Below are 16,873 nucleotides of genomic sequence, written 5' to 3' on the forward strand. Positions count from 1 at the left end.
TCAAGCGGGTTCGACCGCGGCAAGCGGCGCGGTCGGGGAAGGACTCTGGATCTCTACCGCTGCGACGAAGGGCCTCGTGTTCGTCGACGCCCAGGAACATCACGTGGGGTATCAAGAGGGACGGGCTGGAAACGTTCCGATCACCTGGAACGGTACGTGGCAGTTTACGGGAGGCAGCTGGACCTTCGCCGCAGGTGGCGAGTTCGCTGAAGAACAATCGGTGCGTATGATCTCTCCTTTGGCCGGGAATGGCACGTTCAATGCCCGATCTTCATTCACTGGCGCGTTCGGCACAGGCAGCTCGCTGAACGATGCCATGGCCTACGAATATTCGGTAGCCAATGCGCTGGCCGCCACGCCGGCAGACCTGGTCGGCCGCTGGTCCAGCGCCAGCCAGACGCTGACCATCGCAGCCGATGGGACGGTAACGGGCATGCTTGCCCATGCATCGATCGGCTCGTGCATCGTGAGCGGCACAGTGGTGTCGGCCGCTCCAGGGACATCCAGGAACGCGTTCGACCTGACGCTGACGGGAACCGCCCTGCAGAACAGCTACTGTGACATGGAAGGGAGGAGCGCACAGGCTTTCAAGGCGGCGATTACCTTTGCCAATACCAGCCAGAACGGCGTTCCTTTCTACCGGCGTGCGCTCACCGTTTTCGGTGTTGTCATCGGAGGCTGGACTGTCGGCGAGCTGATCAAGGATTGATGGTGCAGCGCCCGGGCGCTCGCACCGGCATCTTTTGGCAGTGACGCAGTTTGCCTAGTTCGAAGGCATCGAGCCGGGCATCCGATTCCCGCATGCTGGGTTATCATCAAGCTGAGAGTCTTGTCATTGGAACAATAACCTGCATGAGGGGAATATGAAAGACGTTAAAGTGGATGTCCGCGTCGATGTCAACGTCGACGCCGCCAGCGTGGTGTTGCTGCTCGCTTCCGCAGCGATGGCGCTGTTCATGTATAAGCAGCAGAAGCAAGAGAAACTGAAATAGGCATGCCGGGTGTCTACGCCAGCTTCGCCTTGAAAAATCCCACAGTCCGCCCCCACGCCAGCTTCGCCGCCGCCTCGTCGTAACGCGGCGTCGTGTCATTGTTGAACCCGTGCTCCGCACCTTCGTACACGAAGTGCTGGTACTCCACCTTGTTCGCCTTGAGCGCCGCCTCGTAGGCCGGCCAGCCGGCGAGGATGCGCTCGTCCTTGCCGGCATCGTGGATCAGCAGGGGAGCGCGGATCTTCACCACCTCGCTTGCCGGCGGCTGGCTGCCGTAGAAGGGCACGGCGGCCGCCAGGTCGGGCATCACGGTCGCCAGGTAATTGGCGATGGCGCCGCCGTAGCAGAAGCCGACCACGCCGACCTTGCCCGTCGCTTGTGGCAGCGACTTGAGCGCGCCCGCCGCGGCGACGAAATCGGCCCGTGATTTTGCCTGCTCCAGCTTCTGGAACAGCGCGCGCGCCTTGTCCTCGTCGCCGGGATAGCCGCCCAGTGGATGCAGGGCGTCGGGTGCGAAGGCGACGAATCCTTCCAGCGCGAGCCGGCGTGCGATGTCCTCGATGTGGGGATTCAGGCCGCGGTTTTCGTGCACGACCAGGATCGCCGGCAGCTTGCCTTTGGGGTTCGCAGGGACGGCCAGGTAGCCGCGCACCGTGCCGTAACCTTGTGGTGAGGGGAACTGCTCGTAGCTCGTCTTCAGGCGGCTGTCGGATGGCGTCACCAGTGGCGCGGCGAAAGAGGGCGACAGTTGTGCCAGCAAGGTGGCCGCCGTCGCGCCGCCGACCGCATAGCGCGACGCACTGGCCAGGAATTCGCGGCGCGACAGGCGGCCGTGAACGTAGCCGTCGAAGAGTTGCAGCACTTCGGGATCGAAATCGTTTGCTGTCAGGCGTGTCATGTCAGGACTCCTCAATGTGCGCGCTTCTGGACGAGCGCCGTGCCGACGCCGTGGCGTTTACCTTCGCTGACCGCGGTCACGGTCCCATCCGGATTGAACACGATCGCATTCGCCGCGCCAATCTCCTCGGCCGGCTCTTCCCACTTGTGGCCGAAGCCGGCCAGTGCCTGTGCCTGCGCCGAGCCGGCAAACCCAGGTTCGACCGAGGTCGTGGCGCCGTTGCGCTCCGATAGCCGCGGCGCATTGATCGCCGCATCCATCGGCATGCCGAAGTCGACGTGGTTCACGATCGTCTGCAGCACGGTTGTGATGATGGTCGAGCCGCCCGGGCTGCCGATGGTGAAGGCCGGCTTGCCGTTCTTGAGTGCGATGGTCGGCGCCATGCTGCTGCGCGGGCGCTTGCCCGCTTCCGGCACGTTCGGGCGCGGGCCCGAGAAATCGAAGTCGGTCATCTCGTTGTTCAGCAGGAAGCCGTAGCCCGGCACCACGATGCCGCTGCCGCCCCAGGACTCGATGGTGAAGGTGTACGACACCACGTTGCCGTCCTTGTCCGAGACCGTGAAGTGGGTCGTGTGCGCATTCTCGCGCTGCATCGGGCGTGGCTGCGGGCGCAGCGGGATGCTCTGGTCCTGCTGGTACAGATACGGGTCGCCGGCGGAGACGTCGGCGGCGGCACGTTTCAGGTCGATCTGCTTGCGGCGCTCGGCCGCGAATTCCTTCGAGAGCAGGCCGGCCACCGGTGCATCCACGTATTCCGGATCGGCGAGATAGGCGTTGCGGTCGGCGAAGGCGAGGCGGCTCGCTTCCAGGTACAGGTGCTCGGCGTTCGCGCGCGGCATCGATTTGAGGTCGTAGCCCTCGAGGATGTTCAGGGCTTCGGCCACCGTCACGCCGCCGCTGCTGGGCAGCGGCATGCCGTAGAGCTCATAGCCGCGGTAGGTGCTGACCACCGGCTGGCGGATGCGCGCCTCGTAGTTGGTGAGGTCCGCCAGCGTCATCTTGCCGGGACGGACACTGGCGCCGTTGGCCACTGGCGGCTGGTTGACGGCGTCGACGATGGCGCGCGCCATCGGCCCTTCGTAAAAGGCGCGCTGGCCTTTGGCGGCGATTTCGCGGTAGGCCTTGGCCATGTCGGGATTGCGCAGCAGGGTGCCGGCCGTGACGGCCTTGCCGTTCCTCAGGTAGAGGGCGCTGGTGCTGCCGAATTGCTGAAATTTTCTTTCATTTTCGCGCGTCAAATGAGAGAAAGTTTCACTCACCGTAAAGCCCTTGTTGGCCACGTCGATCGCCGGCGCCAGCACCTGCTTGAAGTTCATCGTGCCGTAGCGTTCCAGCGCTTCGTGCCAGCCGCGCACCGTGCCCGGCACGCCCACCGCCGCGCCGCTGGCGACCGCCTTCTCGAAATCGATCTCTTTACCAGCCTCCAGGAAGACCGCCGGCGTGAACGAGCTTGGGGCCGTCTCGCGGTGGTCGATCGTGATCACGCGCTTGTCCTTGGCCAGGTAAATCACCATGAAACCGCCGCCGCCGATGCCGCAGCTGAACGGGTCGGTCACGCCCAGCGTCGCCGCGGCGGCCACGGCCGCATCGACCGCGTTGCCGCCCTTGTTGAGGATGGCGAGCGCCGACTGCGAGGCTTTTTCGCTGATGGTGGCGACTGCGCCGCCGCTGCCGGTCGCGACAGGCGTCTTGGCGAGCGCCAGCGGCGCGTGCAGGATGATGGAGAGGGTGAGGGTGCAGGTGAGGGCGGTCGTGGATCGGCTCATGTGGGTTGGGCAGGTTGGGAGGGAAGGATAGAAAGGGTAGCGCGGTAATCGATGACCGCGCCTTGTGGCGGAGGCGGCGGGATCGTGTCCGCGTCGAGCACGATGCGGCGTCCGCCCAGCGCGGCGGGTGCGGCCTCGCGTTGTGCGGGCGAGAGCGTGAAGTATTCGGGCGCTGCGTCGCCGTGGCGGATGCTGAAGCGGTAGCTCAGCCTGCCGGCCCAGACGCACTGCACGCCGGGCGGGCAGCGGCTGTCTTCGACCGCATCAAAAGTCACGCTGACGCCGGGCGCGACGAGCACGCTGGCGCCACGCGCGAGCGTGAACGGACCGGCAGGGTGCGGCGCTGCCGGAGTGGCGCACGCAACGATGACGGCGCAGGCAAGGGGCATGGCAAGCAGGTGGCGCATTCGAAGTCGGGTCGTGGCGACAGGTGCAGCATAACAAAAACGCCGTCATACAGCCGTCATATTCGCCGACTAGACTGCGCTGGTCACTTCAACAACGAGCCCTTCGGAGCCAAGAGAAAATGAAAATGAAGCACATGTTCAAAACGATGATCGTAGGTAGCGCAGCTGCTTTCGCGATGTCCTCTTCCTTCGCCGCCGACGTCACCGGCGCGGGCGCGACCTTCCCGTACCCGATCTACGCCAAGTGGGCCGAGATGTACAAGGCCGCGACCGGCACCGGCATGAACTACCAGTCGGTCGGCTCGGGCGCGGGCATCAAGCAGATCAAGGCCAAGACCGTCGACTTCGGCGCCTCGGACATGCCCCTGAAAGCCGCGGAACTCGAAGAAGCCGGCCTGATGCAGTTCCCGGCCATCATGGGTGGCGTGGTCGCCGTCGTGAACGTGGAAGGCGTGGCGCCGGGCCAGCTGAAAATGACCGGCCCGGTGCTGGCCGACATCTACCTCGGCAAGATCACCAAGTGGAACGCGCCTGACATCGCCGCCCTGAACCCGGGCGTGAAACTCCCGGGCGACGACATCACCGTCGTGCACCGCGCCGACAGCTCGGGCACCTCCTTCCTGTTCACCGACTACCTGTCGAAGACCAACCCGGAATTCAAGGAAAAGATCGGCGCCGGCACGGCCGTGAAATGGGCGACCGGCGTGGGCGGCAAGGGTAACGAAGGCGTCGCCGCCAACGTCCAGCGCATCAAGGGTTCGATCGGCTACGTCGAGTGGGCCTACGCCAAGAAGAACAAGCTGTCGCACACCCAGCTGAAGAACAAGGACGGCCAGTTCCTGCAGCCGGACGACGAGAACTTCAAGGCCGCCGCCGCCAGCGCCGAATGGACCAAGACCCCGGGCTTCGCCGTGGTCCTGACCGACACCGCCGGCAAGAACAGCTGGCCGATCACGGGCGTCTCCTACATCCTGATGCACCGCTCGCAAGCCGACGCCAGCAAGGGCAAGGAGGTCGTGAAATTCTTCGATTACGCCTACAAGAACGGCACCGCCGCTGCCGCCGAGCTGGACTACGTGCCGATGCCGGCATCGGTCGTCAAGCTGGTGCAGGGCGCCTGGAAAGCCCAGCTGAAGGATGCCTCGGGCGCGGCGATTTATTAAATGAAAGCGGGCATTGCCCGCACCAATGAAGTAGGTAGGGTTGGCGGCGGTCCTCACAGGGACCGCCGCTTTTTTTCGCGCCTTCGTTCCTCCCGCCGCGCGCATGCGCTATAGTCATCTTGATAGCATTGAATCGTGCATCCTTCATAAAGAAAGGGTGATGTGATGAAAAACACTCTGCAGAGACTATGCACTGCGTGTTGCTTCGCCGGTCTGGCGGCGCTGGCCCTGCCGGCCGCGGCTCAGGCGTCCTGGGCAGCATTGCAACAGTCCCATTTCCCCGGCAAGACACTGGAAGCGGCGCCGTTCATCCACCTGACAGCCCCTTCGCGCGCGCCCAGCGGCGAACAAGTGCCGTTCGCCTTCAGCATCGATCATCCGATGACGGCGCAGCAGTACATCAAGTCGGTCACCCTGTTCGTCGACGAAAACCCGGTGCCCCTGACCGCGGTCTTTCACTTCAACCCGCAGAGCGGCAAGGCGGAAATTTCCACCAGAATCCGTTTTGAATCCGATTCTCCGGTACACGTCGTCGCCGAAACCAACGATGGGCGCCTGTACGTGAATACAGCGACCGTGCGCGCGTCCGGCGGCTGCGGCGGTCCCGTCAATGGCGACAACCCGGAAGCGCTAGCGGCGGCCGGCAAGATGAAGCTGGCGCTCGACGGTCCCTTCAAGCGCGGCTCCGTCAACCAGGCCAGGCTCCTGATCAAGCATCCGATGTATACCGGCCTGCAGCGCGACCTGCGCACGAACGGATTCCGGCCCGCATTTTTCATCGACAAGATCGAAGTCAGCTATAACGGCAAGCCCGTCATGACGGCGGACACGGCCATCGGCATCAGCGAAGATCCCTTCATCCAGTTCGGTTTTGTTGCCGACCAGCCCGGCTCCTTGCAGGTGCGCATCCGCGACAATGCAGGCGCCACCTTCCGCCAATCGCTCGAGGTCGGTGGCTAGATGCGGCGCCTGCTCTGGCTGCTGCTGGCCATGCTTGCCGCGCAAGTGAGTGCAGCGCCGCTGCCCCTCGAGCAGGTGGCGCCGGGCGTGTACGTGCACATCGGGCAGCACAAGGATTTCGAGGAGGGCTACGACGGCGATATCGCCAACATCGGTTTCGTCGTCGGCAGCGATGCCGTCGCGGTCGTCGATACCGGCGGCTCGTATGCGGTCGGCATGGCGTTGAAAGAAGCGCTGCGCAAGATTACCTCGCTGCCGATTCGCTACGTGATCAATACGCATGTGCATCCCGACCACGTGTTCGGCAACGCCGCGTTTGTCGAGGATGGTCCCCGTTTCATCGGCCATGCCAGGCTGTCCGAAGCGATGGCCGTGCGCGGCGATGTCTACTCACGCAACCTGAAAAAGCAGTTGGGCAGCGTGGCCGACCACAGCAGGCTGGTCGCCCCTAACGAGACGGTGCAGGACCGCCTGACCCTGGACCTGGGCCGGCGCAAGCTGGAGCTGAGGGCCTGGCCGAACGCGCATACGAACAACGACCTGAGCGTGTTCGATACGGCCAGCGGCACGCTGTGGACGGGAGATTTGCTGTTCATCGAGCGCACGCCGTCCATCGACGGCGACATCAAGGGCTGGCTTGCGGCGATGGATGCCCTGGACAAACTGCCGGCCGTCGCGACCGTCCCCGGACACGGCCCCGTCACGCGCGACAAACACCAGGCTGTGATGCGGCAGCGCGCCTACCTGGACGCCTTGCTGCGCGACGTACGCGGCAGCATCCGCCAGGGCACCGGCATGCTGGAGACGATGGAGACGGCAGCCGGTTCCGAGCGCGGACGCTGGCAGCTTTTCGATGTGGTCAACCGGCGCAATGTCAACGCGCTGTATCCGGCCCTGGAGTGGGAGTGAGGATGCGCAGACGCGAGTTTCTGCAATGGGCACTGGCGGGATCGGCCTGGACCGGCATCGCCGCGGCGGCCGGCAAGCGCGGCAGGGCGTCGCTGGGGCGCGTCGTGGTTGTCGGCGCCGGCTATGGCGGCGCGACCGCGGCCAAGTACGTGCGGCTGATGAGCGGCGGGCGTATCGAGGTCATCCTGGTCGACCAAAACCTTGAATTCATCTCCTGCCCGGTCAGCAACCGCGTGCTGGGCGGGCAGAGGACGCTGGCGCAGCTGAGCTTCGGCTATGGTCCGCTGCAGCAGCACCATGGCGTCAAATTCAAGCACGGCAGCGTGACGGCGATCGACGCGGACAAGTCGCGCGTTGTCGTGGCAGGGGAGAAGTTGAAATACGACCGGCTGATCGTGGCCCCTGGCATCGACTTCATCTACGATGCCTTTCCCATGCTCGCCAATGCGCAGGAACGGATTCCGCATGCGTGGAAGGCGGGGCCGCAGACGCTGAACCTGCAGCGGCAGCTGATCGCCATGCCGAATGGCGGCGTCTTCACGATCGTGGTGCCGCCGCAGCCGTATCGTTGTCCGCCCGCGCCCTACGAGCGCGCCTGCCAGGTCGCGTTCTATCTCAAAACGCACAAGCCCCGCTCCAAGGTCGTGGTCCTCGATGCCAATCCCGTCATCACCTCGAAACGCGCGCTGTTCGAGCGGGCCTGGCGCGAGCTGTATCCGGGCATGATCGAGTACCTGCCGGGCAGCGAGCTGCAGCAGGTCGATGTGGCGACCAGGACCGTCAAGACCGCATTCGATACGGTCAGGTCCGATGTATTGAACATCATTCCGCCCCAGCGCGCAGGCCGGATCGCCCGGGAAGCCGGTTTGGCCAATGCCGAGGGACGTTGGTGCGAAGTCGACTTCCTCAGCTACGAGTCCGTGGCCCTGCCGCGCGTACATGTGATCGGGGACGCGATCGAATCCGGCTTGCCCAAATCCGCGCACATGGCCAATGCCCAAGCCAAGATCTGCGCGCGCGCCGTCGTTGACCTGATGCTGGGCCAACCTCCCGATCCGGCGCCGGCCTTCGCCAACACCTGCTACAGCTACATCGACGACCGGCAGGCGATGCACATCTCGACGCTGTATCGCTACGATCCTGCAAAGAAGAGCATGCAGGCGGAAGGGAAGGGCATCCTGTCGGAGCATGCGTCGGCGCAGGAAGGACATGAGGCCGATGCTTGGGCGAAGCAGATCTGGGGTGATGTGCTGGGCTAGGCGCAGCCATTGATCAAGCGCCGTACCGCGTGGGGCGTAGCAGGGAATTCGGGCAGCATGCTGCCCGCCTGCGAAGCGCCCTGCCCGACAGGGCAGGGCATGCCCCACCCTACAATGCTGCGGCATATCGTAGGGCGGGCATGCCCGCGCGTTCACCGTTCGATCATCACGCGGCTCGACATGACGCTACCAAAAAAAAGCGGCCCTCGCAGGGCCGCTGTGTCTTGCTGTGCTACCTGGCGCCTTACACGTACGCCGCCAGCGCACCCTTCATCTTCTTCAGTGCCGCCGACTCGATCTGGCGAATCCGCTCGGCCGACACGCCGAACTCTTCCGCCAGCGTGTGCAGGGTCGCACCCGAGCCGTCGTCGTTGGCCAGCCAGCGCGCTTCGACGATGCGGCGTGAACGCGGGTCGAGCTTGCCCAGGGCCGTTTCCAGGCCTTCGGACTGCAGGCGCGTGACCTGCTCGGCTTCCAGCACCTTGGTCGGCTCCTGCTGGTCGGACGACAGGTAGGCGATCGGCGAGAACTTGTCGTCTTCGTCGTCGGTCGGCGCTTCCAGGGCGATGTCGCGGCCCGAGAGGCGGGTTTCCATCTCGATCACTTCCTCGCGCTTCACGTCCAGCATCTTCGCCAGGTCGTCGACCTGGGTCGGGGTCATCGCGTCCAGGCCGGTCTTGTTGCTGCGCAGGTTGAAGAACAGCTTGCGCTGGGCCTTGGTCGTGGCGACCTTGACCAGGCGCCAGTTCTTCAGGATGTACTCGTGCATCTCGGCCTTGATCCAGTGCATCGCGTACGACACCAGGCGCACGCCCTGGTTCGGGTCGAAACGCTTCACGGCCTTCATCAGGCCGATGTTGCCTTCCTGGATCAGGTCGGCGTGCGGCAGGCCATAGCCAAGGTAGCCGCGCGCGATCGACACCACCAGGCGCAGGTGCGAGAGCACCAGCTTTTGCGCGGCGTCGAGATCATTCGCTTCCCGCAGGCGCTTGGCCAGCGAGACCTCTTCCTCGTGGCTGAGCATCGGCAGGCGGTTGACGGCGGAAATATACGCGTCGATGTTACCGAGATTGCCGGTGAAGCCGAGGTTCAGGGCACGGCTGCTGGTCGGGACCAATGCGGATTGTGCGGACATCATGTTTTTCCTCGTAGAGTAATCTTTACTGCATCGACCGGTCAGCGGACATCCCGGAGCCGGTTGCACGCTGTTGTTTCGATGCGTGCCCAATGCGGATCAGACCTTGTTTACCTTCTCTTGAGCACATATATTAGCACTCCCCATGTGAGAGTGCTAGCGACCCTGGGGAATCCCAAGGCCGTTTAAGTTTCATCAAAGTATTTCTCTACGGTATCGAAAAAATGGCTGTTTTACTGTAGAGCAGAACCTTGCACTACTGTTGAGATAGCTCAAATGTACTGGGCTTGCGTGTGCTGTCAGGACTCAGGTTACGGGTGCAGGACGGGCATTTTCTGTTAATTGGCGCACCGAGAAAAGGTGGCACGCCCACGATGCGCCTCTGTCTGGCGCGGCGGCGGCATGCGCGCCTACAAGGCGGGGCGTGCAAATTCGCATGGCGGCACCATATCGGGTGCCTGGCGCCGAAATGAAAAAGGGTGACAAGGCCTGGCCCTGTCACCCTTTTCATTGACCGGAAAACAATTTTCAGCGCATGCGGGCCAGGTGCCTTTGCACGGACAGCAGGGCGCCGATCAAGCCAAGGCCGGCGCTGATCGCCAGCAAGCCCGCCACCTCGAAGGGTCCCAGCGGTGCCAGCTGGAATTCCGATGCGTACAGCCGCGCGAATTCGGCGATGGCATTGTTCAGCGGATTCAGAGCCAGCGCCACCGCACCCAGGGCGACCGCGCCGGCGCACAGGCCGAGCAGGGCGCCCGTGTAATAGAAGGGGCGGTGGATGAAATTGTCGGTCGCGCCCAGCAGCTTGGAGACGGCGATTTCCTCGCGCTGGGTGAGGACCTGCAGGCGGATCGTATTGAAGACCACCGCGATCACCACCACACCCAGTGTAATAGCCAGCAACAGCAGCGCCAGGCGCAGGATGCCGAGCAGGGCGGCCAGGCGTTTCACCCAGGCGGAATCGACCTGCACGGTATCGACCTGAGGCAGGGCGCCCATCTGCTCGACGATGCCGTCGATGCGCGCCGCTTCCACGGTGCTATTAAAACCTTCCAGCTTCATCACATAGCTGTCGGGCAGCGGGTTCTCACCCAGCGTGTCGAGGGCGGCGGACAGGCCGCTGCGGTCTTTCAGGTCGTCGAGCGCTTTCTCGCGCGGCACGAACACGATTTTCGCGTTGCTGCCTTGCAGGATCTGGCGCAGCTGCGGCTCCAGCGACTGCGCCTCCTCGCGCGTCGCCCCCGGCCTCACGAACAGGCTCACTTCCGGATCGACCGACAGCTGCTCCGACATCGGACGCACGTTGTCGAGCAGGGTGATGCCGGCGAAGGGCAGGGCCAGAGCGACCGCCACGACCAGCACGTTGAACAGGAAGCTGCCCGGCGCCTTGCGCAGGGTCGACAGGGCCGCGCCGAGCGCGAACTGGTGCTGGCGGATCCACGGGCTCATGCCGCACCTCCCGTGGTGCCGGCAGAGACCAGCTGGCCGTGTTCCAGCCGGATCACGCGTGCCGCGCCGTCGAGCACCTGCTCGTCGTGGGTCGAGATCAGGCAGGTCACGCCGACCGAGTTAAAGGCGCGCAGGGCGTCGAGCACCTTGTCGGCCGCCACGCGGTCGAGGTTGGCCGTCGGTTCGTCGGCGAGGATGATCTGCGGCCGGTTGACGATGGCGCGCGCGATCGCCACGCGCTGCTGCTCGCCGCCCGACAGTTCGAGCGCCTGGGCCTTGGCGCGGTCCAGCAGGCCGACCTTGTCGAGCGCGGCGCGGGCACGCTGCTCGGCGCCGGCCTTGGGCGCACCGGTCACGAGGAGGGGCAGCATGACGTTGGCCAGGATGTTGCGGTCGTTCAGCAGGCGCTGGTGCTGGAAGATCAGGCCGAGTTTGCGGCGCAGGAAGGGGATGCCGGGCTTGCCCAGCTTGCCGATGTCCTGGCCGAACACGACCACGCGTCCGCTGCTGGGACGTTCGATGGCCGCGATCATCTTCATCAGCGTCGACTTGCCGGCGCCCGATGGACCGGCCAGGTAGACCAGCTCGCCCTTGTTGATGTTGAGGGACACCTCGCGCAGGGCGGTGGCGTCGGCGGAATAACGTTTCGAGACGGAGTGGAATTCGATCATCTGGTCTCAGCCCAGCAGCGCTTCAACGAACTCTTCTGCATTGAAAGGCTGCAGGTCGTCCAGCTTCTCGCCCACGCCGATGAAGTACACGGGCACCGGACGGGTGCGCGCGATCGCGGCCAGCACGCCACCCTTGGCGGTACCGTCGAGCTTGGTGATCACGAGGCCGGTCAGCTGCAGCGCATCATCAAACGCCTTCACCTGCGCCAGCGCGTTCTGGCCGGTATTGCCGTCGATGACGAGCAGGGTTTCATGCGGGGCGCCCTCCATGCCCTTGCCGATCACGCGCTTGATTTTTTTCAGCTCTTCCATCAGGTGCAGCTGGGTCGGCAGGCGGCCGGCGGTATCGACCATGACGACGTCGGTGCCGCGCGCCTTGCCCGACTGCACCGCGTCGAAGGCGACCGCAGCCGGGTCACCGGAAGCTTGCGAGATCACGGTGACGTTGTTGCGCTGGCCCCAGACCATCAGCTGCTCGCGGGCGGCGGCGCGGAAGGTGTCGCCGGCGGCCAGCAGCACGGATTGACTTGATCTCTGCATGTGCTTGGCGAGCTTGCCGATGGTGGTGGTTTTACCGGCGCCGTTGACGCCGGAAATCATCATCACCAGCGGTTCGTAGCGGCCCAGTTCCAGCGGCTTCTGCAGGGGCTGCAGCATCTCGACCATCAATTCCTTGAGCGCCGTCTTGACGGCGGCGGCATCGAGCAGCTTGTCTTCCTTGACCTTGCGGCGCAGGCTGTCGAGCAGGAACTGGGTGGCGTCCATGCCGGCGTCCGACATCAGCAGCGCGGATTCGAGTTCCTCGTACAGGTCTTCGTCGATGCGGGCGCCGACGAACAGCAGGGACAGGTTGCTCGAGGTCTTGGACAGGCCCGCCTTCAGGCGTGCCATCCATGACTTCTTCTTCTCCGCTTCGGTCGTGGGACGTTCGGCGGTTTCTTCGATGAACAGGTCGGCTTCAGGCAGGCCTTGCGTGACCGGCTCCGGGGCCAGGATTGCCGGGGCTGGTGTTGCAGGCGCAGGCGCGGGAGCAGGAGCGGGCGCCGGCACAACCTCGGCCGGCGTGTCGGCTTTTTTTCTTTTAAAGAAACTAAACATGGATAGCGTGGGTGGAGGTGGTGCATGCACATGCCGGGACGTCTTCACCGGCACGACGAAAAGGGTCGCGCGTATTTTACCAGAGGGACGTACTGACGAATCGGCAACGAACTGGGGCACGGCGCAGCCTGTCAATATGCGCAAACGCGACAGTTCGGCTGCCCGGCCTGCATGGGGCAAGCGACCTGACGTGGCTGAATCGTGCGCCCCGGCCGAGCTTTGCGAACAGGTCTACAGTAAGAACTCATCAACAAGGAGGGAATCATGACACGCTTGCGCAGTGCCGTCGCCTGGTTGTTCATCATCCTTGTCGCGCTGTTCCTGACGCAGCCCACGGCGCAGCAGCACAGCGTGTTCGAAGGCCCTTTACCGCTGCCGGCGGAACTGGAACCACTGCTACCTGCTTAGCGCTTGCGGCTCCACCAGTTGCCCTTCTTTTCGGGAACCAGCGGCACCAGGCGCCAGGCGCCGTAGGGATTGTTGAACAGCGATCCCTCACCGTAATCGATGGCTTCCGTCCGTTCGACCCGGTACACCGGCTTGCCCTCGCTGACCGAGAAGGTGTGGCCATCCTCGAGCTGGGGTGCATGTTCGAGCAGGTAGCGCGTGAAGAAGCGCAGCATGTCGGCGGCCTGCGTCTTGTCGCCGCCGCTGGTGATCGCTTCCGGCAAACCGAAATTGTGCATGCCACAGGAATACACCTCGGCACCGGCCACGTACACCACCAGCGCGCGGTGGGCGGTGAGTTGGTCGAGCTGCTCGCACATGTCGATCCAGTAGGCCGGGGCATGGGCGATGCCCGTGCTGTCGACTTTTACACCCAGGCCGCCGCTGTCGACCAGGGCGGCGCCGGCGCGCATCATGGCGTCGGCCGCCTCGCGCGAGCCGCCTGGCGCGACCAGGTAAGCGACCGAGCGGTGATCCTCGATGTCGGCCATCGCCACGGTGGTGGCCCAGTGCGGCCCGGCCTTGCGGAAGTCGTCCGCCAGCGCCTGGTCGGCCCGCTGTAGCACGAGTTCGCAGGCGAAACCGGTCTCGCTGTCGCGCAACACGTTGCCGACAAGGGAATAGCCGATGGCGCTCAAGGCGATTTCGTCGGCCAGGACGCTGCTCTCTTCCCACGGACCGGGAATGCACAGGACCAGTTCCGGGATGTTGCTCACGGTGTTTCGTCTCCTCTTTATTGTGCTTGGGCGCCCGATGGGACGCGTGTTTGCGGTATTGCCTGCTGTACAGCATAGCCTTTTCAGAAAAATGGCGCTTTTGGCAATCGGGCGAGGCCATGTCGAGTGAATAACGCTCATCTGGTCAACTGTGATTAGTGAGCGACAGTTGCAATATTTTCTTTATATAAAAATAATTCTGAAACATAATTGCGTGTTTATTAATTATTGGGCGTCAACATGGCTACGACCGCTTTTCGGAAACAAAGCGTATCGCCCTCGGTGATTCTGTGCACCCTGCTGGGATTGCTGAGCGCCTGCGGCGGCGGTGGGGGCGGCGCAAGCCAGGGCAGTGCGGCTCCGGTCGGTAACGGCGCGCCCTCGACGCCCAGCCCGGCCCCGTCCACAGGGTCCACACCGGCGCCGACGCCGCCGGCAGCCCCAGGCGTGTTGACCTTCAGCGCACCCACTGCGGCCACCACGGTCGAAGCAGGGCGTTCGATTCCGATCAGCGCCGACGCGACGGTCACGACCCCTGCCGATTTCAGTACGGCCAGCGCGGTCTACGCCTATATCATCGATACGACCGGCGTCATCCTGCCGCAAGTGCAGATCGTCCAGACCGGCCCGATTTCCTACCGCGCGGTGATGCAGACCGCGCCTTCGCTTGCGGCCGGCACTTACAAGGGAAGCTTCACGGTCAAGGTCTGCCGCGACGTCAATTGCGCCCAGCAATTCCCGGGTTCGCCCATTCAGCTGCCGTACGAGATCACCGTCACGGCGCCGCCCGCCCCGGTGACGCCACCCACGGGTACGACCCCACCTGACCCGACCCCGACTCCGACAACGCCGCCATCTCCGACACCGACGCCGACCCCCGTGCCGGTGCCTGCGTTCACCGCGGTGCCGTTGGCCAATCTCGACCTGACCATCAACGCCGGCAAGGCGGCGCCCACGCCGCTCAGCGTCCGGGTCAGCGCGCCCGGCCAGACCTGGACCGCATCGAGCGCCGCCGCCTGGCTCACCTTGCTGGATACGCGCGGATCCGGAGACGGCGCTTTCCGGGTCGGCTATGACGTGTCCGCGCTGGTGCTGGGCATGCAGACGGCGACGATCCTGGTCAAGTCCAGCGATGGCCGCAGCGTCAGCGTGCCGGTGCAAGCGCAGTTGCTGCCGGCCGCGTTCAGCGTGGACCGCGGCCAGATCACGTTCACGGCCATCAACGGCGCGCCGATCGCGGCCGAAGCGGTCAAGTTCAACGTCGCCGATGGCGCCGTGACATGGGCGGCCAGCACCAATGTGCCATGGCTGAGCATAACGCCCACGGGCGGACCGACGCCCGGCGTCACCTCGCTGAAGGTGGATCCGGCGCAGGGCAAGCTGGCCAGCGGCCAGTATGCCGGCCAGCTGACGATCAGCGCACCCAACACCAACACCAGCACGGTCCCGGTGACGCTCAACCTGAGCCCCGCCACGCTCAAGGCCTCGAGCACGTCCCTGGTGCTGGGCGGCACCTACGGCCGCGACGCGGATACGGCGGCGACCTTGCTCAGCCTGAATACGCTTGGCAACGCCCATCCATGGACGATGTCGGCACTGCCCGCTTGGCTGGGCGCCAGCGCCGTCAGCGGCCAGGTCAGCCAGACCGGCGTCGACCTGAGCTTCTCGCAACGGTTCGCCAATCTTCCGGTGGGCACCAGCGTCGCCGCGCTGACTGCCACTGCGAAAGTCAATGGCGACACCGTGACTGCGCCGATCACGGTCACGGCCAACCGCGACGTGCATAAACTGCTGTTCTCGGAAACCGGCGTGGCGCTGTCGTCGACCCCCAGCTGGTCGCGCCTGAGCCGGACGATCACCGTCACCGACAACTTTGGCCAGACACCAAGCTGGAGCGCAAGTTCGGACAAGGCCTGGCTGACGGTCACGCGCAGCGGCAACGTACTGACCCTGAATGCCAATCCGGCCAGCCTGCCGACCAATGCGATCAGCTACGCGACGGTGACGCTGAGCAGCCCGGACACGAGCATCTCGGTTGCGGAGACCTTGCGCGTCGCGCTCTGGAAAGGCAGCGTCACGCCGGGCGCGGCGACGAAGCTGGACAAGACCTATTGGCACCTGAAAACCGACCCGATCCGTCCTTACCTGTATGCCAACCAAGGCGGCGCGTCGATCGACGTCTATAACGTCTACACCGCGGCCCTGGTCGGGACGATCGCCAATCTGGGCGCTTCGCTCGGCAAGATGAGCGTGAGCCAGAACGGTGCAAGCCTGTACGTATACGACACCGCCAACCGCAATATCGTCGTGGTCGACCTGGCGTCGATGACCAAGGCCAGCGTCTGGCCCCTCGTGAACGCAGTCAACCACTACTCGAAACTGCTGGCCGTGCGGCCCAATGGCGTGCAGTTGGTCGTTGCCGCCGACGGCGTGGTGTACAACGCGGAAAACGGTGCGCAGGCAGGGATGTCGAGCATTGCGCCGACCGCCGTCACCAGCGACGGCAAGCGCATCTATTCGGAAGGAGCCGGATACGACATCGACTACAGCGCCATGGCGGGTGGCACCCTGTTCAGCAAGGCCGCAGGGGGCAGCTTCGGCGCCTCCGATGTTGCGGTCAGCGGCGACGGCACGCGGCTGTACGCCGCAAGCGGCGCGCCCTATCGCTGCAGGCGGATCAGTCCCACGGACGGGCGCGAAATCGGCGATCTGCCGGGCGGCGATGCCTATCCGAACAACGTCGAAGTCGGGAGCGATGGACGCGTTTATTGCGGCATCATGGGCTGGTATTCCAGCGCCGACGTCTGGGTGCACGGCGCCGACGGCAGGTTGCTGAGCAGCTTCAAGTTCGCCGGCTACGCCCGCGCGCTTACCGACGACTCCCTGAACATTTCCGGCGACGGTCTGATCATGGTCGGCCAGACCGACGATCCCTTCCTGGCGTTCGTACCGGTCGGTCCCTGAGCTGCGCTGATCCCGGCGCTGGAAACGAAAAAAGCCCCT

Annotated in this window: 16 protein-coding genes; 8 read left to right on the forward strand and 8 right to left on the reverse strand. The window is 64.5% G+C overall.

Annotated elements, in window-relative coordinates:
• The first annotated feature begins 76 nt into the window (after positions 1-76).
• The gene (locus C2862_RS14115) at positions 77-709 is read left to right on the forward strand and encodes a hypothetical protein (protein WP_136220763.1); all 633 of its coding nucleotides are present in this window, start codon (positions 77-79) and stop codon (positions 707-709) included.
• 154 nt (positions 710-863) lie between these two features.
• Positions 864-992: a hypothetical protein gene (locus C2862_RS25915; RefSeq protein WP_267873533.1), complete on the forward strand. Its 129-nt coding sequence runs from the start codon at positions 864-866 to the stop codon at positions 990-992.
• 13 nt (positions 993-1,005) lie between these two features.
• Here C2862_RS25915 and C2862_RS14120 read toward each other — a convergent pair whose 3' ends face one another.
• The 3 genes from C2862_RS14120 to C2862_RS14130 are packed head-to-tail and all read right to left on the reverse strand — an operon-like array spanning position 1,006 to position 4,045.
• Positions 1,006-1,890, reverse strand: a complete 885-nt coding sequence (locus tag C2862_RS14120) for a dienelactone hydrolase family protein (RefSeq protein ID WP_136220764.1) — start codon at positions 1,888-1,890, stop codon at positions 1,006-1,008.
• Positions 1,891-1,901: 11 nt separating this feature from the next.
• Entirely contained in the window at positions 1,902-3,656 is a 1,755-nt protein-coding gene (gene ggt, locus C2862_RS14125) for a gamma-glutamyltransferase (RefSeq protein WP_136220765.1), read from the reverse strand.
• On the reverse strand, positions 3,653-4,045 hold the full coding sequence (locus tag C2862_RS14130) for a hypothetical protein (RefSeq protein WP_136220766.1): 393 nt from the start codon (positions 4,043-4,045) through the stop codon (positions 3,653-3,655). Before C2862_RS14130 ends, ggt begins: the two co-directional genes overlap by 4 nt.
• Positions 4,046-4,182: 137 nt before the next feature.
• Here C2862_RS14130 and pstS point away from each other — a divergent pair, with 137 nt between their 5' ends.
• The 4 genes from pstS (at position 4,183) to C2862_RS14150 (ending at position 8,354) form a co-directional block, all read left to right on the forward strand.
• Positions 4,183-5,226 carry a phosphate ABC transporter substrate-binding protein PstS gene (gene pstS / locus C2862_RS14135; RefSeq protein WP_136220767.1) on the forward strand — a complete coding sequence of 348 codons (1,044 nt, stop codon included), beginning with the start codon at positions 4,183-4,185 and terminating at the stop codon, positions 5,224-5,226.
• Between the two features lie 165 nt (positions 5,227-5,391).
• The gene (locus tag C2862_RS14140) at positions 5,392-6,186 is read left to right on the forward strand and encodes a quinoprotein dehydrogenase-associated SoxYZ-like carrier (RefSeq protein WP_136220768.1); all 795 of its coding nucleotides are present in this window, start codon (positions 5,392-5,394) and stop codon (positions 6,184-6,186) included.
• Positions 6,187-7,095 carry a quinoprotein relay system zinc metallohydrolase 2 gene (locus C2862_RS14145; RefSeq protein ID WP_136220769.1) on the forward strand — a complete coding sequence of 303 codons (909 nt, stop codon included), beginning with the start codon at positions 6,187-6,189 and terminating at the stop codon, positions 7,093-7,095.
• A gap of 2 nt (positions 7,096-7,097) precedes the next feature.
• A complete protein-coding gene (locus tag C2862_RS14150; RefSeq protein ID WP_136220770.1) occupies positions 7,098-8,354 on the forward strand; it encodes an NAD(P)/FAD-dependent oxidoreductase in 1,257 nt (418 codons plus the stop codon).
• Positions 8,355-8,598: 244 nt separating this feature from the next.
• On the opposite strand, the gene rpoH is transcribed toward C2862_RS14150, so the two are convergent.
• The 4 genes from rpoH to ftsY form a co-directional block, all read right to left on the reverse strand.
• On the reverse strand, positions 8,599-9,492 hold the full coding sequence (rpoH, locus tag C2862_RS14155; RefSeq protein WP_136220771.1) for an RNA polymerase sigma factor RpoH: 894 nt from the start codon (positions 9,490-9,492) through the stop codon (positions 8,599-8,601).
• A 525-nt stretch (positions 9,493-10,017) separates the two neighbouring features.
• A complete protein-coding gene (gene ftsX, locus C2862_RS14160; RefSeq protein WP_136220772.1) occupies positions 10,018-10,938 on the reverse strand; it encodes a permease-like cell division protein FtsX in 921 nt (306 codons plus the stop codon).
• Entirely contained in the window at positions 10,935-11,609 is a 675-nt protein-coding gene (locus tag C2862_RS14165; protein WP_136220773.1) for a cell division ATP-binding protein FtsE, read from the reverse strand. The genes ftsX and C2862_RS14165 overlap by 4 nt, the downstream gene beginning before the upstream one ends.
• A gap of 6 nt (positions 11,610-11,615) precedes the next feature.
• Complete coding sequence (gene ftsY / locus C2862_RS14170; protein WP_136220774.1) at positions 11,616-12,707, reverse strand: signal recognition particle-docking protein FtsY; 1,092 nt, start codon at positions 12,705-12,707, stop codon at positions 11,616-11,618.
• A 264-nt stretch (positions 12,708-12,971) separates the two neighbouring features.
• On the opposite strand from ftsY, the gene C2862_RS25265 reads away from it, so the two are divergent.
• Positions 12,972-13,115 (forward strand): hypothetical protein, encoded by a 144-nt coding sequence (locus tag C2862_RS25265; protein WP_168710063.1) that lies wholly within the window; start codon positions 12,972-12,974, stop codon positions 13,113-13,115.
• On the opposite strand, the gene C2862_RS14175 is transcribed toward C2862_RS25265, so the two are convergent.
• Positions 13,112-13,870 (reverse strand): DUF4261 domain-containing protein, encoded by a 759-nt coding sequence (locus tag C2862_RS14175; protein WP_168710064.1) that lies wholly within the window; start codon positions 13,868-13,870, stop codon positions 13,112-13,114. The genes C2862_RS25265 and C2862_RS14175 overlap by 4 nt on opposite strands.
• Positions 13,871-14,110: 240 nt before the next feature.
• Here C2862_RS14175 and C2862_RS14180 point away from each other — a divergent pair, with 240 nt between their 5' ends.
• Entirely contained in the window at positions 14,111-16,834 is a 2,724-nt protein-coding gene (locus tag C2862_RS14180; RefSeq protein WP_136220776.1) for a quinoprotein amine dehydrogenase, read from the forward strand.
• Positions 16,835-16,873: the final 39 nt, after the last annotated feature.

Source organism: Massilia sp. Mn16-1_5, from assembly GCF_004798585.1.
Taxonomy (GTDB): domain Bacteria; phylum Pseudomonadota; class Gammaproteobacteria; order Burkholderiales; family Burkholderiaceae_D; genus Telluria.

Coding starts and splice junctions, on each gene's coding strand:
- C2862_RS25915 (WP_267873533.1), top strand. CDS start 864: ATGAAAGACGTTAAAGTGGATGTCCGCGTCGATGTCAACGTCGACGCC.
- C2862_RS14120 (WP_136220764.1), bottom strand. CDS start 1,890: ATGACACGCCTGACAGCAAACGATTTCGATCCCGAAGTGCTGCAACTC.
- ggt (WP_136220765.1), bottom strand. CDS start 3,656: ATGAGCCGATCCACGACCGCCCTCACCTGCACCCTCACCCTCTCCATC.
- C2862_RS14130 (WP_136220766.1), bottom strand. CDS start 4,045: ATGCCCCTTGCCTGCGCCGTCATCGTTGCGTGCGCCACTCCGGCAGCG.
- pstS (WP_136220767.1), top strand. CDS start 4,183: ATGAAAATGAAGCACATGTTCAAAACGATGATCGTAGGTAGCGCAGCT.
- C2862_RS14140 (WP_136220768.1), top strand. CDS start 5,392: ATGAAAAACACTCTGCAGAGACTATGCACTGCGTGTTGCTTCGCCGGT.
- C2862_RS14145 (WP_136220769.1), top strand. CDS start 6,187: ATGCGGCGCCTGCTCTGGCTGCTGCTGGCCATGCTTGCCGCGCAAGTG.
- C2862_RS14150 (WP_136220770.1), top strand. CDS start 7,098: ATGCGCAGACGCGAGTTTCTGCAATGGGCACTGGCGGGATCGGCCTGG.
- rpoH (WP_136220771.1), bottom strand. CDS start 9,492: ATGATGTCCGCACAATCCGCATTGGTCCCGACCAGCAGCCGTGCCCTG.
- ftsX (WP_136220772.1), bottom strand. CDS start 10,938: ATGAGCCCGTGGATCCGCCAGCACCAGTTCGCGCTCGGCGCGGCCCTG.
- C2862_RS14165 (WP_136220773.1), bottom strand. CDS start 11,609: ATGATCGAATTCCACTCCGTCTCGAAACGTTATTCCGCCGACGCCACC.
- ftsY (WP_136220774.1), bottom strand. CDS start 12,707: ATGTTTAGTTTCTTTAAAAGAAAAAAAGCCGACACGCCGGCCGAGGTT.
- C2862_RS25265 (WP_168710063.1), top strand. CDS start 12,972: ATGACACGCTTGCGCAGTGCCGTCGCCTGGTTGTTCATCATCCTTGTC.
- C2862_RS14180 (WP_136220776.1), top strand. CDS start 14,111: ATGGCTACGACCGCTTTTCGGAAACAAAGCGTATCGCCCTCGGTGATT.